Genomic DNA, 15,761 nt, shown 5'->3' on the forward strand with positions numbered 1-15,761 from the left:
GCTACTCATGCGCCTTTTCTCGATTCTGCTGATTATGTTGTTCACCCTGCCCGTTTACGCCGAAGGCTTTATCAGCCGACTGCTCAATAAACCCGTACCCGGCGGCGTAGCCGTAGTCGACCTGGGACCGGCCGCCAGCGCGCCCAGCGTGCGCTACCAGAACAAACCGGTGCTGGTGATCCATGAAGACCAGCAACGCTGGATCGCCATTGTCGGCATCCCCCTGAGCATCAAACCTGGCAGCCAGCAGATCAACGTCAACGGCAGTCAGAGCCTGAGCTTTCAAGTGGGCAGCAAGCATTACGTCGAACAGCGCATCCGCATCAAAAACCAGCAGCAGGTCAATCCGAACGCCAAGAACCTTGCCCGCATCGAACGCGAGCTGGCCGAGCAGACCCGCGCCTACCAGCAGTTCAGCGCCCGCCAGCCGAGCAATCTGCTGTTCGACAAGCCGGTCAACGGCCCGCTGTCCAGCCCCTTCGGCCTGCGCCGTTTCTTCAACGGCGAGGAGCGCAATCCGCACTCGGGGCTGGATTTCGCCGCCAACAGCGGTACGCCGATCAAGGCCCCGGCCGCCGGCAAGGTGATCCTGATCGGCGACTATTTCTTCAACGGCAAAACCGTGTTTATCGACCACGGCCAGGGCCTGATCAGCATGTTCTGCCACCTCTCGGCCATCGGCGTACAAGTCGGCGATGAACTGCCCCGCGGCGGCGTACTCGGCAAGGTCGGTGCCACCGGCCGCGCCACTGGGCCGCACCTGCACTGGAACGTCAGCCTGAATGATGCACGGGTCGATCCGGCGATCTTTATCGGCGCTTTCAAGCCCTGAAGGGATTGCGCCTGGGTTCACCGCCGCTGCTTTGTTATGGTCTGCCCATCTGCAACCGACGGAGCCCGTGCTAGGGTCTTCAATCGTCCGAACTAGGGAGCTTGATATGCCGCAAGCGCTTGCCTCATGGCTTGACTGGCTGCAACAACATGCCGAAATTTTTACCCTGATCAGCGCGAGCCTGCTCCTGCTGAGCGCCTGGCTGAGCAACTGGCTGGTCAAACGGATACTCGTGCGCGCCCTGAGCCACCTGATCGACGCCACCGCCCTGGGGCGTAACGCACAGGATCTGGATAACGAACTGATCAAACGCCTGGCCAACATTGTCCCGGCACTGCTGATCAGCGCGAGCATTGGACTGATCCCTGGTCTTCCGGAAAGCCTGGTCAGCGTGACACGCAACGTCTGCAGCGCCTTTATCGTGCTAACCGTTGCCCTGGCCTTGAGCCTCCTGCTGGATATTGCCAACACCCTCTACAACCTGCGTGATGACGCTCACCTGCGGCCAATTAAGGGCTATCTGCAGGTGCTGAAAATCGGCCTGTTCGCCGTCGCCACGATCCTCATGGTCGCCACCCTGATCGACCGCTCCCCGCTGATTCTGTTGTCGGGCCTGGGGGCCATGGCCGCCGTGCTGATGCTGATATTTCAGGACACCCTGTTGTCGCTGGTGGCCAGCGTGCAGATCTCCTCCAGCGACATGGTGCGCGTTGGCGACTGGATCGAAATGCCGCAGCTGAACGCCGATGGCGATGTGATCGATATCGCCCTGCACACGGTCAAGGTGCAGAACTGGGACAAGACCATCAGCACCATTCCGACCAAGCGTTTTATCAGCGATCCATTCAAGAACTGGCGCGGCATGCAGGAGTCCGGTGGGCGACGGATCAAGCGTAGCCTGCTGCTCGACCAGACCAGCATCGGCTTCCTCAGCCCGGAACAGATTGCCCGCCTGCAGCGCTTTCTGCTGCTTGGCAAGTACCTGAGCAGCAAACAGAGCGAGCTGCTCAGCTGGAACACCGAATTGGCCGAAGCCAGCCAGGAGCCGGCGAATACCCGCCGCATCACCAACATCGGTACCTTCCGCGCCTATGTCGAACACTACCTGCGCCAGCACCCGGGCATCCATCAGGAAATGACCCAACTGGTCAGGCAACTGCACCCGACCGCTGATGGTCTGCCACTGGAGCTGTACTGCTTCACCAACACCATCGCCTGGGCACGTTATGAGGCGATCCAGTCGGATATCTTCGACCACCTGCTGGCGATTCTCCCCGAATTCGGCCTGCGGGTGTTCCAGCACCCCAGCGGAGCCGATATGCGCGAACTGAAAAGCAGCCTGCTAGCTGCCGCTCAGGACTGAGCGAGCTGCGGGTGACGCCCCAATATCGTCACCCGCAATCCGCACAAAGCACAGCGGTGCTTTTTGCGATTTAAATCACCAAAACTCTTAAAAGACGCGCAGTAACACCAATTTTTTCGCATTGCTTGCCAGCTTTGACCTCAAAGATTAGGGTTGAGGCCATGAATAGCCATCACACCCTTATCCTGCTGCGCCAACAGCCAAGACCCACAAGGATGTGGGAAATGCCGCTAGCCCGCCGGGAGCGGGCGCGGCACTCTGCCTGGTCAGCCAGCGACTGCGCTGCTAATTCTTACGCCCACGCCCTGCCCTATTTTCAAATTCCGCCCGGCTCGCCGATTGCCGCCGCGCTAAAAGGATTGCCCCATGAGCATGCTTAAAGTCCCCTCCAGCAAGTACCGCCCGTTCATCCAGATCCAGATTCCAGATCGCACCTGGCCGGACAAGATTATCGACAAGGCGCCGATCTGGCTGTCCACCGACCTGCGCGACGGCAACCAGTCGCTGATCGAGCCGATGGATGCCGAGAAGAAAATGCGCTTCTTCAAGTGCCTGCTGGCCGTGGGCCTGAAGGAAATAGAAGTGGGCTTCCCGTCCGCCTCGCAGACCGACTTTGACTTTGTCCGCGAACTGATCGAAGGCGGGCATATTCCTGATGACGTGACCATCCAGGTGCTGACCCAGGCGCGCGAAGACCTGATCACCCGCACCTTCGAGTCGCTCAAGGGCGCCAAAAAGGCCATCGTTCACTACTACAACGCCACCGCGCCGAGCTTTCGCAAGATCGTTTTCAACCAGGACAAAGCCGGCGTGATCGAGATCGCCACCTACGCGGCGAAAATCATAACCCGCCTGGCCGCCGCTCAGCCGGACACCCAGTGGGGCTTCGAGTATTCGCCAGAAGTGTTTAGCAGCACCGAAATCGACTTCGCCGTTGAGGTGTGTAACGCCGTTATTGGCGTATTCCAGCCGACCCCAGCGAACAAATTGATCCTCAACCTGCCGGCGACCATCGAGTGCGCTACACCGAACAACTACGCCGACCAGATCGAGTGGTTCGGCCGCCACGTTGATCGCCGCGACAGCGTGCTGATCAGCGTGCACACCCACAACGACCGTGGCACCGGCGTCGCTGCATCCGAGCTGGCGGTAATGGCCGGCGCGGATCGCGTCGAAGGCTGTCTGTTCGGCAACGGCGAGCGCACCGGCAACGTCTGCCTGGTGACCCTGGCGCTGAACCTCTACACCCAGGGTGTCGACCCACAACTGGATTTCTCCGATATCGACACCGTGCGCAAGGTAGTCGAGGACTGCAACCAGATTCCGGTTCATCCGCGCCATCCCTATGTGGGCGACTTGGTGCACACCGCATTCTCCGGCTCGCACCAGGATGCGATCCGTAAGGGCTTCGCCCAGCAGCAGGCCGACGCCGTTTGGGAAGTGCCTTACCTGCCGATCGACCCGGCCGATATCGGCCGCGATTACGAGGCGGTAATCCGCGTCAACAGCCAGTCCGGCAAGGGCGGCATTACCTTCCTGCTGGAGCAGGAATACGGCATCAACCTGCCGCGACGCATGCAGATCGAGTTCAGCCAGGTGGTGCAGAAGGAAACCGACCGCCTCGGCCTGGAGATGAGCGCCAAGCAGATCCACCAGTTGCTGGAGCGCGAGTACCTGCAAGCCACCACACCCTACGCCCTGAAAGGCCATCGCCTGCAGGAAGAAAATGGCACCAGCGCGGTGGATGTCGAAGTCGTCAACGCGGGCGAAACCCAGCACTGGCGCGGTATCGGCAAAGGCCCGCTGGAAGCCCTGGTGGCCGGCCTGCCGGTGGCCGTGGAGATCATGGACTACAGCGAACACGCCATCGGTGCCGGCACCAATGCCAAGGCGGCGGCCTATATCGAACTGCGGGTTAACGGCGGCCGCGCCCTGCATGGCGTGGGCATCGATGAAAACCTCACCACTGCGAGTTTCCGCGCGCTGTTTAGCGCACTGAACCGGGCGCTGACCCAGGCCGAGGCGCAAGCGGCCTGAACCTCTGGCCGCAAACCACAACGCCGGGCATTGCTCGGCGTTTGCTTATGTAGCCGGATTCAATCCGGGGCGGCGATGGCGCTTATGACACCGTCCCGGATTGCATCCGGGCTACTTGAGTTCGAAGTCATCCGCATCCCGGTAAGCCGGAAAACGCTCACGGTAGGCGGCCAACTACGCCGCTTTGAGGGTTGCCCGAAATACGCCATCCGCCGCGCCGGGCTCCAGCAGCGGCTCGCCCTGAAAGTCCAGCACCTGGCTGTCGCCGCTGTAGGCGTGGCCCTTGCCGTCCTCGCCGATACGGTTGACCGCTGCTAAATAGCAAAGATTTTCGATGGCCCGCGCCGGCAGCAAGCGATTCCAATGATTGCGCCGCGCGGCCGGCCAGTTGGCGGTGTAGAGCAACAGATCGGTGCTCTGCGGATCACGACTCCACACCGGGAAACGCAGGTCGTAACAGATCAGCGGGCGTACCTGCCACCCCTTCACTGTAAGCAACACCTGCTCAGTGCCCGCGCTGTAGTGCTTGTGCTCACCTGCCATGCGAAACAGATGGCGCTTATCGTAGTGCGCCACAGTGCCATCCGGCCGCGCCCAAAGCAGACGGTTGCGGTACGAGCCATCGGCGGCCTGGATAATCAGCGTGCCGCAGACCACCGCCTGCAGCGCCTGAGCCTGCTCGCGCAGCCATTGGCTGGTCGGGCCGTCCTCAGGCTCAGCCAGCGCGGCAGAGTCCATGGAAAAGCCAGTGCTGAACATCTCCGGCAGCACGATCAGATCGGCGCCGCGCGCCTGCTCCAGCAAGGCTGCGAAATGCGCGCGATTGGCGGCGGGGTCCTGCCAGGCAAGGGAGGTCTGGATCAGCGCCAGGTCGAGGTCGGGTTTTTCATTCATTTCAAGGACTCAATAACCGTAGGGCGGACATGCCGCAGGCTTGTCCGCCATTGCAACGCGCGGTGGACAAGGCTTCGCCATGTACACCCTACACCGCGCATAGTTTATCCGCCGCCTGACGTAGGGTTTCTTCACGTTTGGCAAAGCACAAGCGCAGCAGACGCAAATCCGCAGGTGGGCTTTGGTAGAAAACCGACACCGGAATCGCCGCCACGCCATGTTCGCGGGTCAGCCATTCGGCCATGGCCACATCATCCAGATCAGGGCGAATGGCCGAGTAGTCGACCAGTTGGAAATAGGTGCCGGCAGCGCGAGTAAAGCTAAAGCGCGAGCCGGCCAGCAGGTCGCAGAACAGATCGCGTTTTGCCTGATAAAACGCCGGCAGCTCTTCGACGTGCTGCGGATGCTCAGCCATATAGTCGGCCAGGGCCCATTGCAGAGGAGTCACGCCGCAGAAGCTGACGTACTGATGGACCTTGCGCAGCTCGGCGCTCAAGGCCGGCGGCGCGACCACATAGCCGGTCTTCCAGCCGGTGACGTGGTAGGTCTTGCCGAAGGAGCTGACTACGAAGGCACGCTGATACAGCTCTTCGTGGGCCAGAACGCTGGCGTGCTGAACGCCATCGAATACCAGGTGCTCGTAGACCTCATCGCTGATCAGGTAGATATCACGCTCGCGGATCAACGCCGCCAGTTGGTCCAGCTCGGCGCGGGAGATCAACGCGCCGCTAGGGTTATGCGGACTGTTGAGGATAATCAGGCGGGTCTTGGCGCTCAGCGCATCCTGCAGGCGCTGCCAGTCGATGGCGAACCCCGGAAAGGCCAGCGGCACATGTACACAGCGCCCGCCGGCAAGCGTTACCGAAGGCTCGTAGCTGTCGTAACAGGGGTCAAAGACGATGACTTCATCGCCCGACTGAATCAACGCCTGGATAGCGCAGAAGATGCCTTGGGTCGCGCCAGGAACGATGGTGACTTCAGTTTCGAAGCTGACCACACGGCCATAGCTACGGGCGATCTTCGCTGCCACCTGCTCGCGCAGCGCTGGCAAGCCGGTCATCGGCGCGTACTGGTTATGCCCGGCGGCAATATGCCGGCAGACCGCATCACGCAGCGCCTGCGGACCATCGAAGTCAGGAAAGCCCTGAGACAGATTTAAAGCACCTGCTTCCATAGCCAGTTGCGACATGCGGGTAAAGATGGTGGTGCCGACATTCGGCAACTTGCTGATAAGCATCGAGGCAATATTCCTGAACTAAGCGCCGGGCTTGAACGCTATCGATGGCGCAGAATAGCCCAACACCCAGAAGCGCAAAAGGCACCCGAAGGTGCCTTTATAGCGCGTTAAAGCACAAGCTTAGCGCTTGTCTTTGCGCTTCTTCTCAGCCTTTTTATGGTGAGTCATCAGGCGGCGTTTCTTGTTCACCTGGCGATCGGTGAGGGTGTTCTTGTTGCCCTCGTACGGGTTATCGCCACCTTTGAACTCAATGCGGATCGGCGTACCGACCAGCTTAAGCACCCGACGATACGTATTTTCCAGGTAGCGGATATACGACTTAGGCACCGCATCGACCTGGTTGCCGTGAATCACGATCAGCGGTGGGTTGGCACCACCCAAGTGCGCATAGCGCAACTTGATACGGCGGTTGTTGACCATGGGCGGCGCGTGATCGCTGACGGCGTCTTCAAGAATCGTGGTCAGACGGTTGGTCGGCCAACGGGTGATCGCCGACTTGAACGAAGCCTGCACAGACTTGTACAGATTGCCCACGCCGGTGCCGTGCAGCGCCGAGATAAAGTGGATATCGGCAAAGTCGACGAAGAACAGTCGGCGCTGCAGCTCGACCTTCACATAGTCGCGCTCGCTCGGCTCCATGCCATCCCATTTGTTCAGGGCGATGACCAACGCGCGGCCGCTTTCCAACACGAAACCAAGCAGGTTGAGGTCATGGTCGACCACACCTTCGCGAGCATCCATAACGAACACCACAACGTTAGAGTCCTGGATCGCTTGCAGGGTTTTCACCACCGAGAACTTTTCCACCGCCTCGAAGATCTTGCCGCGACGACGTACGCCGGCGGTGTCGATCAGGGTGTACTTCTCATCATCGCGCTCAAACGGGATATAGATGCTGTCGCGGGTAGTGCCGGGCTGGTCATAGACGATAACCCGGTCTTCGCCGAGCATACGGTTGACCAGGGTCGACTTGCCGACGTTGGGACGGCCGATGATGGCCAGCTTGATGCCGTCCTTCTCGCTCGGGCCGGGAATACGTTTGGCTTCCTGACCTTCGAGGACGACCTCCTCTTCCTCGCCCTCTTCCGGCTCGCTGGCATCCTTGGGGAAGGAACCGAGTACGGCTTCGAGCATCTGGGTGATACCGCGACCGTGGGCACCGGCAATCGCCAGGGACTCACCCATGCCCATGCTGGAAAACTCGGCGCGGGCCAGGTCGGTGTCGATGTTGTCGACCTTGTTGATGACCAGGAAGCTGCGCTTGTTGCGACGACGCAGGTGCTCACCAATCATCTGATCGGAAGCAGACAGGCCCGCACGGGCATCTACCAGAAACAACACGGCATCAGCTTCTTCGATAGCCTGCAGCGACTGCTCGGCCATCTTCGCGTCGATGCCTTCTTCGTCACCGGAAATACCACCGGTGTCGATGACGATATAGGTTCGCCCCTGCCACTTGGCCTCGCCGTACTGACGATCACGGGTCAGACCAGACAGGTCGCCGACAATCGCGTCACGGGACTTGGTCAAGCGGTTAAACAGGGTGGACTTGCCGACGTTAGGGCGGCCCACCAGGGCAATTACGGGAACCATTAGGCTCTCCACTTCGTTATTTCAGAAAATACAAAAGCCGCTGCAGGGGCAGCGGCCAGAATTCAACGCGTTGGCGTTACCTCACGCCCTTAACAGGTGTGCGATAACGCCAGCACTGGACAAACAATTACTTAATGGTTAACGCCACCAGATTGCCGCCATTACCAAAGGCATACAGCCAGTCACCCACTACCAGCGGACGGGCACGCAAGCCGTCACTGTCGATACGCGTACGGCCGACAAAACGACCGTCCACCTGGCTAACCAAGTGCAGGTAGCCTTCGAGATCACCGAACGCGATATAGCTGGAGAACACTTCCGGGGCCGACAACTGGCGGCGAGCCAGGGCATCGTTGCTCCACAAGGCCGAAGCCGAACGCTCGTCGATACCTTCAACGGTACCGCTGGCCAGGCTTACGTAAACACTGCCGTAACCCTGGGCAACACCAACCGAACTGGACGCTTCGCGCTGCCAGAGGATACGACCGCTTTCAAGATCCAGCGCAGCAACGCGGCCCTGGTAGCTGACGGCGTAAAGCGTGCCCGCCGAGAGCAGCAAACCGCCGTCGATGTCGACCACACGCTCCAGCTCGGAGCGGCCCTGTGGAATAGCCACACGCTGCTCCCACACCGGAATTCCGCGCTGAGCATCCAGCGCAATCACCTTGCCGGTGGACAGGCCGGCTACTGCCAAACGGTTGGTCAGCACTGGGCTGCCCGTGCCGCGCAGGGTCAGTACCGCCGGGGTGTTTTCAAAGATCCAGCGCTGCTCGCCAGTGTTCATATCCAGAGCAATCAGACGGTCATCCTGGGTCTGTACCAGCACCACGTCGCCGTTTAGCGCTGGCGCAGCCAGCACCTCACTGGTCACACGGGCGCGCCACTTCTCTTCACCGTTAGCGGTATCAAGGGCGATGATTTCGCCTTTCAGCGTACCGACCACCACTAGGCCATAGCCGGCGGCGACTGCGCCGGACACCGGCAGCTCCAGATCAGCCTTCCAGATGATCTTGCCGGTCATGCGGTCCATGGCTACGACCAGGCCTTCGACGTCGGCGGCATAGATCTGCTCGCCATCAACCGCCGGCACCAGCATGTTGAACGATTTGCCCTGGCCGTCACCAATCGAGCGACTCCATTGTTTCTGCAGGCTCACCTCTTCCTCGAACTTGGGCAGATCGGCCGGCGGCAGTTCCTTCTTGCTATTGCTGCTGCAACCTACGGCCAAAACGGCCAAGGCCAGCAGTGCTGCATTCTTCCAGCGCATCACGTCACGCATCCCCTTTTGCCAGATCATCCAGCTTCATTTGCAGACCACCGACAGCGGCATCTTCAGCGAGCGCGGCCTTGGCTTTTTCGTAGGCGGTGTGCGCATCCTCGGCACGGCCGAGTTGCACCAACAGATCACCTTTGAGCTCTTCACGGCTGGCGGCAAAGGCCGGCGCAACCTTGGCATCCAACAGTTTCAGGGCGTCTTCGGCCTTGTCTTGCGCAGCCAGCACGCGCGCCAGACGCTGACGGGCCAGCTCAGCCAGGCTGTCATCGGCTGGTTTGTTGACAATCGCCTGCAGCTCGCTGGCAGCGTCATCCAACTTGCCTGCCTCGACCGCAACCTTGGCCACAAACAGACTGCCGTATTGAGCGTAATGGGTGCCGGCGAAATCTTTTTTCAGGGTACCAGCCAGCTCGGCGACCTTGCTCGCATCAGGCTTACCGCTCGGGTCCAGCGCAGCTTCGAGCAATTGCTGATACACCAGCGAAGCGCCCTGGGACTGATTAGCCTGGTATTTCTGCCAGCCCTGCCAGCCGAACACCACGACCAATGCCAGCGCAACACCGGTCAGCAATGGCATGCCATTACGCTGCCACCAGTCCTTGATTACCGCCAGTTCTTCATCATCGGTACGCGAAACCACCCCAACACTCCTATTTTCTAAATCACTTAACAGGCGCTCAGGCCTGATCGGCGCATGTCGCCAGATGATCGGCCAATGCCGACCACGCAATACTTTGTTGCTCGCCCTGACCGCGCAGCGGCTTGCAACCTACCACTTGCTGGGCCAATTCGTCTTCACCCAAGATCAGGGCGTACAACGCGCCACTCTTGTCGGCCTTCTTGAACTGACTTTTGAAGCTACCTGCCCCGGCATTCACCTGCAGACGCAGGTTTGGCAACTGATCACGCAGACGCTCGCTCAAAGCCAGCGCCGCCAGTTCAGCGGGCTCACCGAAAGCGCACAGGTAAACGTCGACCGTACGGGCGATTTCAGCCGGTACTTTACCTAGAGTTTCAAGCAACAGCACCAAACGTTCGATGCCCATGGCAAAACCCACGCCCGACGTCGGCTTGCCACCCATCTGCTCGACCAGACCGTCGTAACGGCCACCGGCACAAACCGTGCCTTGGGAACCGAGCTGATCGGTTACCCACTCGAATACGGTTTTGCTGTAGTAATCCAGACCGCGCACCAGCTTGGGATTGATCACGTACGGCACACCGGCCGCATCCAGACGGGCCTTGAGCCCCTCGAAATGCACGCGCGATTCTTCATCCAGGTAGTCCGCCAGCTTCGGAGCATTGACCAGCAGGGCCTGGGTTTCCGGCACTTTGCTGTCCAATACACGCAGCGGATTGCTGCCCATACGGCGGCGACTGTCTTCATCCAACTGATCAGCGTGAGCAGTCAGAAACTCGACTAGGGCATCGCGATACACCGCACGCGCGGCGCTGGTGCCCAGGCTATTGAGTTCCAGCTTGACCGCATCACGGATACCCAGCAGGCCCCACAGGCGCCAGGTCAGCACGATCAGCTCGGCGTCGATATCCGGGCCATCAATATTGAAGACTTCCACACCAATCTGATGGAACTGGCGATAACGGCCTTTTTGTGGGCGCTCGTGACGGAACATCGGGCCGATGTACCAGAGTTTCTGGGTCTGCCCACCGCCCGCCAGACCATGCTCAAGCACGGCGCGTACGCAAGCGGCGGTGCCTTCAGGACGCAGGGTCAAGGAGTCGCCGTTGCGGTCGTCGAAGGTGTACATCTCTTTTTCAACGATATCGGTGACTTCACCAATCGAGCGTTTAAACAACTCGGTGAACTCAACGATTGGCATACGGATCTGCCGATAGCCGTAGCCATCCAGCAGGCGGGCCACGGTGCCTTCGAAGTAGCGCCAAAGCGGAGTCTGCTCGGGCAGGATATCGTTCATGCCACGGATGGCTTGCAGGGACTTGCTCAATTCAATTCCTTAACGGTGTTAGCTGCGCAGAATCAGAGCGGCGTCAGCTGCGACCTTGTCGGCCGCTTTCTGGCGGATCAGCTTTTCCAGCTCATCGACCAGGTTGTCATTGCCCAGCTTAAGCGCTGGCTTGCCATCGATATAGATCAGATTGGGCGAGCCACCAGTCAGGCCGATATGCGCTTCCTTGGCTTCGCCAGGGCCGTTGACCACACAGCCGATAACCGCAACATCCAGCGGCACTAACAGGTCTTCGACGCGCTGCTCCAGCTCGTTCATGGTTTTCACCACATCGAAGTTCTGCCGCGAGCAACTCGGGCAGGCGATAAAGTTGATGCCACGGGAACGCAGGCGCAGCGACTTGAGGATGTCGTAGCCAACCTTGATTTCTTCAACCGGATCAGCAGCCAGGGAGATGCGGATGGTGTCGCCGATGCCTTCGGCCAACAGCATGCCCAGCCCCACCGCCGACTTGACCGTGCCGGAGCGCAAACCGCCGGCTTCGGTGATGCCAAGGTGCAGCGGCTGCTCAATCTGCTTGGCCAGCAGGCGGTAGGCGGCCACGGCCATAAACACATCAGAGGCCTTAACGCTGACCTTGAAGTCGGGGAAATTCAGGCGATCCAGATGCTCGACATGACGCAGCGCCGACTCGACCAGAGCCTCCGGGGTCGGCTCGCCATATTTCTTCTGCAGGTCTTTTTCCAGCGAACCGGCGTTTACCCCGATACGAATCGGAATGCCTTTGTCACGCGCCGCCTCGACCACCGCGCGCACACGATCTTCACGGCCAATATTGCCCGGATTAATACGCAGGCAATCGACGCCAAGTTCAGCAACGCGCAAGGCGATCTGGTAATCGAAGTGGATGTCGGCAACCAGCGGCACTTTGACCTGCTGTTTGATCTTGCCGAAGGCTTCGGCGGCATCCATATCCGGCACCGAGACGCGCACAATATCCGCGCCGGCATCTTCCAAGCGACGGATTTGCGCCACGGTGGCAGCTACATCATTGGTGTCGCTGTTGGTCATACTCTGTACGGCGATGGGCGCATCGCCCCCCACCGGCACAGAACCAACCCAGATTTTGCGTGAAATACGGCGTTTGATTGGTGACTCGCAATGCATGCTACTGCCCACCCAACTTCAGACGCGCGGTCTCACCGGAGATAAACGGCGCCACATCGACCGGATTGCCATTTAGGCTGACCTGCACACCTCGGGCATAGCCCAGACGCAGCTCCAGCGGAGCCTTACCAGCCAATTGCAGGCTATCGCCTTTGCGCTTTAGGGCGCTGAACAGCACCTTGCCATTGGCATCGGTCAGTTGCGTCCAGCAATCAGCAATAAAGGTCAGGCTGACTACTGCCTCACCTGCGGAGGCCTGCACAGAAGCAGGTGACGCGGGCGCAACGTCAGCAATAACAGGCGCAGCCTCGGCGGGAGCAGCGGACGCTGCTAGAGCGCTTGCCGTTTCGCTGAGTGCTTGCGGCTGTTCCGCTTGTGGAGCCACGACTGCGGGTTCGCTGCCGACAGCGCCTGGCAGTTCAGCAGCACCCTCTGACAGTGACGGCAGCACAGTTTCTACATCCAGTTGGGCAGCGTCCACCGCCTGGTCTTCCGGTTCATCCAGCGGATGGATTTGCGTGGTACCGTCGGCGCCATCTACTTCAACATGCTCAAGGCTGGTTGAAGCCAGATCTTCGGCTCGGCGCTCGGCCTGTTCCTGCCACCAAAAGAAGCTCAAACCAGCCAAGGCCAACAGCAGGACAAAACTGACCATACGTAGAATGCGCTGCGAATAGCTCACAGGCTCCTCAATGCGCCCCAAGCTGTGCACGCTGCTGCCCGCTGCATCGCTGCCGGTAAACTGATCGAACTCCAGCACTAGACGGTTCTGATCGAGCTCCAACAACTTGGCGTAAGCCCGGACATAACCACGGGCAAAGGTATGCCCCGGCAGCTTGTCAAAGGCACCTTGCTCGACCTGACTCAAGCGCTGCGGGGTCAGATTCAACTGCGCGGCAACCTCGGCAATGGTCCAATCCCGGCTCTCACGAGCCTTGCGCAAAGTCTCACCCGGATTGACACGGGGAACTGCTAGCACTTCTGGATGCGCCGCTTTCATCATTGCTCCGACAGGTATTGCTGATATTCCGGCGTGCCCGGATAGAGTCGCTTCAACTGCAGACCAAGGCTCGCAGCATTGTCGCGCTCTTCAAAAATCTTCGCCAAGCGCACACCCAGCAGCAGGCTGCGAGCGTCATGATTAGCTAGCGCGATATAGCTTTCATAATAGCCACGGGCCGGAACGTATTGCTTGTCCTCATAGTACAGCTGCGCCATTTCCATCAGGGCGCGAGGCTGACGACTATCCAAACGCAGCGAACGTTCAAAATAGGCTTTGGCCTGCTCACGTTGCTTAAGTTGCAGTGAAGTTAATCCGAGATTTTCGAAAACCCGTGACCGCTCCTGATACAAGGTGTCCTGGGAAGCCTGCCGATAAAACCCCAAGGCTTCCGAGTAGCGTTTCTGCTCAAACAGGAAGCCTCCGTAGTTATTTAATAGTCGCGCATCCCCTTTACGTAGCGAAATAGCCTTTCGGTAGTGCATATCCGCTAGTTCGGGTTCCATCTCAGTTTGAAAAACAATACCCAAAATCGCATGCACATCCGGATTGGAGGCATCAAGATCAAGCGCTCGCTTGAGAGGGACTTTGGCGCGCTCAGTATCCCCCTGCTGCAGGTAACCGATACCCAACTGCACATAGGCATCTCGCGCTTCATCGCGACCCTTATCGGTTTTCATCGGGTCAACATTACCGGTTGTCACGCAACCGGCTAACAGACTGGCGGCCAACAGCAATAACGTGGGACGCAAGGTCATGGGTATCCTCCCCTCAGGTTCGATTGGCGGCGGAACTCGGCGTTTCGGCCTCGCTACTTACATCGCGCACTGCAAGTTCACGCACAGCAATATAGCGTTCACTACGGCGGGTACGGTCCATAACCTGACCGACCAACTGGCCACACGCCGCGTCAATGTCTTCGCCCCGCGTGGTGCGTACGGTGACATTGTGCCCGGCTTTGTGCAGCAGGTCCTGAAAACGGCGAATAGCATTGTTGCTCGGCCGTTCGTACCCCGAGTGGGGGAAGGGATTAAACGGAATCAGGTTGATCTTGCAAGGCACATCTTTGAGAAGTGCGATCATTTCCTCAGCGTGCTCAGTCTTATCGTTTACATCCTTGAGCAGGGTGTACTCGATTGTAAGCACGCGTTTCTCGCCAAGACGCGAGACATAACGCTTACACGCCGCCAGCAACATCTCCAGCGGATACTTCTTGTTGATAGGCACCAACTGGTTACGCAGTTCATCGTTGGGTGCATGCAGTGACAACGCCAGGGACACGTCGATGACTTCGCCGAGCTTGTCGATCATCGGCACTACGCCTGAGGTCGACAGCGTCACCTTGCGTTTAGAGATGCCGTAGCCGAGGTCGTCCATCATGATTTTCATGGCGGCAACGACGTTGTCGAAGTTCAGCAACGGCTCACCCATGCCCATCATCACCACGTTGGTGATGGCACGGTCGATCTTCGCCGGCACGCTGCCGAACGACTTGTTGGCGATCCACACCTGACCGATCACTTCGGCGGCGCTCAGATCGCTATTGAAGCCTTGCTTGCCAGTCGAGCAGAAGCTGCAGTCCAACGCACAGCCGGCCTGCGACGACACACACAAGGTGCCACGCGTGCCCTGGGGGATATACACGGTTTCTACACAACTGCCTGACGCCACTCGCACAACCCACTTGCGCGTGCCATCAGTAGAAATATCTTCGCTGACCACTTCCGGGCCGCGGATTTCAGCACAGGCCTTGAGCTTTTCGCGCAAAGCCTTGCTGACGTTACTCATGGCGTCAAAATCATCGACGCCAAAGTGGTGAATCCATTTCATCATCTGACCGGCACGGAAACGCTTTTCCCCGATGCGCTCGAAGAATTGTTCCATTTCTGCCTGGGTCAGACCCAGCAGATTGATTTTACCGACAGCTTCAGTCATGGCTTCACCCTCACCCGATTCGCTTAGCGAATACGTGCGCAAACTTCGGTGGCAGCGAAGAAGTAAGCAATTTCACGGGCAGCAGAGGCTTCCGAATCGGAACCGTGAACAGCGTTTTCGTCGATGGAAACTGCGAAGTCAGCACGGATGGTGCCGACAGCAGCGTCTTTAGGGTTGGTTGCGCCCATCAGATCACGGTTAGCCAAAACAGCGTTTTCGCCTTCCAGAACCTGGACGATAACCGGACCGGAGGTCATGAAAGCAACCAGGTCCTTGAAGAAACCACGCTCGCTGTGCTCAGCGTAGAAGCCAGCAGCTTCGCGCTCGGACAGCTGAACCATTTTCGAAGCAACGACGCGCAGGCCGGCTTTTTCGAAGCGGCTGGTGATCTCGCCAACAACGTTTTTAGCAACTGCATCGGGCTTGATGATGGAAAAAGTGCGTTGAACAGCCATGTGAAACTCCAGAAACAATGATTAAAGCGAAAAATTAAACCCGC

At 59.1% G+C, this 15,761-nt stretch carries 14 protein-coding genes; 3 read left to right on the forward strand and 11 right to left on the reverse strand.

The features are described from left to right. The first annotated feature begins 7 nt into the window (after nucleotides 1-7). The 3 genes from AC0T4W_RS15995 to leuA all read left to right on the forward strand — a co-directional run bounded on the left by AC0T4W_RS15995 (nucleotide 8) and on the right by leuA (nucleotide 4,232). The gene (locus AC0T4W_RS15995; protein WP_476320586.1) at nucleotides 8-832 is read left to right on the forward strand and encodes a peptidoglycan DD-metalloendopeptidase family protein; all 825 of its coding nucleotides are present in this window, start codon (nucleotides 8-10) and stop codon (nucleotides 830-832) included. Between the two features lie 106 nt (nucleotides 833-938). Beyond that, on the forward strand, nucleotides 939-2,195 hold the full coding sequence (locus AC0T4W_RS16000) for a mechanosensitive ion channel family protein (protein ID WP_476320589.1): 1,257 nt from the start codon (nucleotides 939-941) through the stop codon (nucleotides 2,193-2,195). A 366-nt stretch (nucleotides 2,196-2,561) separates the two neighbouring features. After that, a complete protein-coding gene (gene leuA / locus AC0T4W_RS16005) occupies nucleotides 2,562-4,232 on the forward strand; it encodes a 2-isopropylmalate synthase (protein ID WP_476320592.1) in 1,671 nt (556 codons plus the stop codon). A 174-nt stretch (nucleotides 4,233-4,406) separates the two neighbouring features. On the opposite strand, the gene AC0T4W_RS16010 is transcribed toward leuA, so the two are convergent. From AC0T4W_RS16010 to ndk, 11 genes are all read right to left on the reverse strand, one after another. Then, a complete protein-coding gene (locus AC0T4W_RS16010) occupies nucleotides 4,407-5,126 on the reverse strand; it encodes an amidohydrolase (protein WP_476320595.1) in 720 nt (239 codons plus the stop codon). Between the two features lie 88 nt (nucleotides 5,127-5,214). Next, nucleotides 5,215-6,363, reverse strand: coding sequence for a pyridoxal phosphate-dependent aminotransferase (locus AC0T4W_RS16015; RefSeq protein ID WP_476320598.1), 1,149 nt, complete (start codon nucleotides 6,361-6,363; stop codon nucleotides 5,215-5,217). Between the two features lie 120 nt (nucleotides 6,364-6,483). Further along, nucleotides 6,484-7,956 (reverse strand): ribosome biogenesis GTPase Der, encoded by a 1,473-nt coding sequence (gene der / locus AC0T4W_RS16020; protein WP_476320600.1) that lies wholly within the window; start codon nucleotides 7,954-7,956, stop codon nucleotides 6,484-6,486. Nucleotides 7,957-8,083: 127 nt separating this feature from the next. Then, nucleotides 8,084-9,235: an outer membrane protein assembly factor BamB gene (bamB, locus tag AC0T4W_RS16025; protein WP_476323720.1), complete on the reverse strand. Its 1,152-nt coding sequence runs from the start codon at nucleotides 9,233-9,235 to the stop codon at nucleotides 8,084-8,086. Then, the gene (locus tag AC0T4W_RS16030; RefSeq protein WP_476323723.1) at nucleotides 9,228-9,809 is read right to left on the reverse strand and encodes a tetratricopeptide repeat protein; all 582 of its coding nucleotides are present in this window, start codon (nucleotides 9,807-9,809) and stop codon (nucleotides 9,228-9,230) included. The genes bamB and AC0T4W_RS16030 overlap by 8 nt, the downstream gene beginning before the upstream one ends. A 100-nt stretch (nucleotides 9,810-9,909) precedes the next feature. Next, nucleotides 9,910-11,199 (reverse strand): histidine--tRNA ligase, encoded by a 1,290-nt coding sequence (gene hisS / locus AC0T4W_RS16035; protein WP_476320603.1) that lies wholly within the window; start codon nucleotides 11,197-11,199, stop codon nucleotides 9,910-9,912. Nucleotides 11,200-11,217: 18 nt separating this feature from the next. Continuing rightward, entirely contained in the window at nucleotides 11,218-12,327 is a 1,110-nt protein-coding gene (ispG, locus tag AC0T4W_RS16040) for a flavodoxin-dependent (E)-4-hydroxy-3-methylbut-2-enyl-diphosphate synthase (protein ID WP_476320606.1), read from the reverse strand. 1 nt (nucleotide 12,328) lies between these two features. Then, complete coding sequence (locus AC0T4W_RS16045) at nucleotides 12,329-13,327, reverse strand: RodZ domain-containing protein (protein WP_476320609.1); 999 nt, start codon at nucleotides 13,325-13,327, stop codon at nucleotides 12,329-12,331. Next, the gene (gene pilW / locus AC0T4W_RS16050) at nucleotides 13,327-14,085 is read right to left on the reverse strand and encodes a type IV pilus biogenesis/stability protein PilW (protein ID WP_476320612.1); all 759 of its coding nucleotides are present in this window, start codon (nucleotides 14,083-14,085) and stop codon (nucleotides 13,327-13,329) included. The genes AC0T4W_RS16045 and pilW overlap by 1 nt, the downstream gene beginning before the upstream one ends. 13 nt (nucleotides 14,086-14,098) lie before the next feature. Next, nucleotides 14,099-15,262, reverse strand: coding sequence for a dual-specificity RNA methyltransferase RlmN (gene rlmN, locus AC0T4W_RS16055; protein WP_476320615.1), 1,164 nt, complete (start codon nucleotides 15,260-15,262; stop codon nucleotides 14,099-14,101). Between the two features lie 23 nt (nucleotides 15,263-15,285). Then, complete coding sequence (ndk, locus tag AC0T4W_RS16060) at nucleotides 15,286-15,717, reverse strand: nucleoside-diphosphate kinase (protein ID WP_476320618.1); 432 nt, start codon at nucleotides 15,715-15,717, stop codon at nucleotides 15,286-15,288. Between the last annotated feature and the right edge of the window lie 44 nt (nucleotides 15,718-15,761).

This window comes from Pseudomonas sp. C7.1 (genome assembly GCF_056312395.1).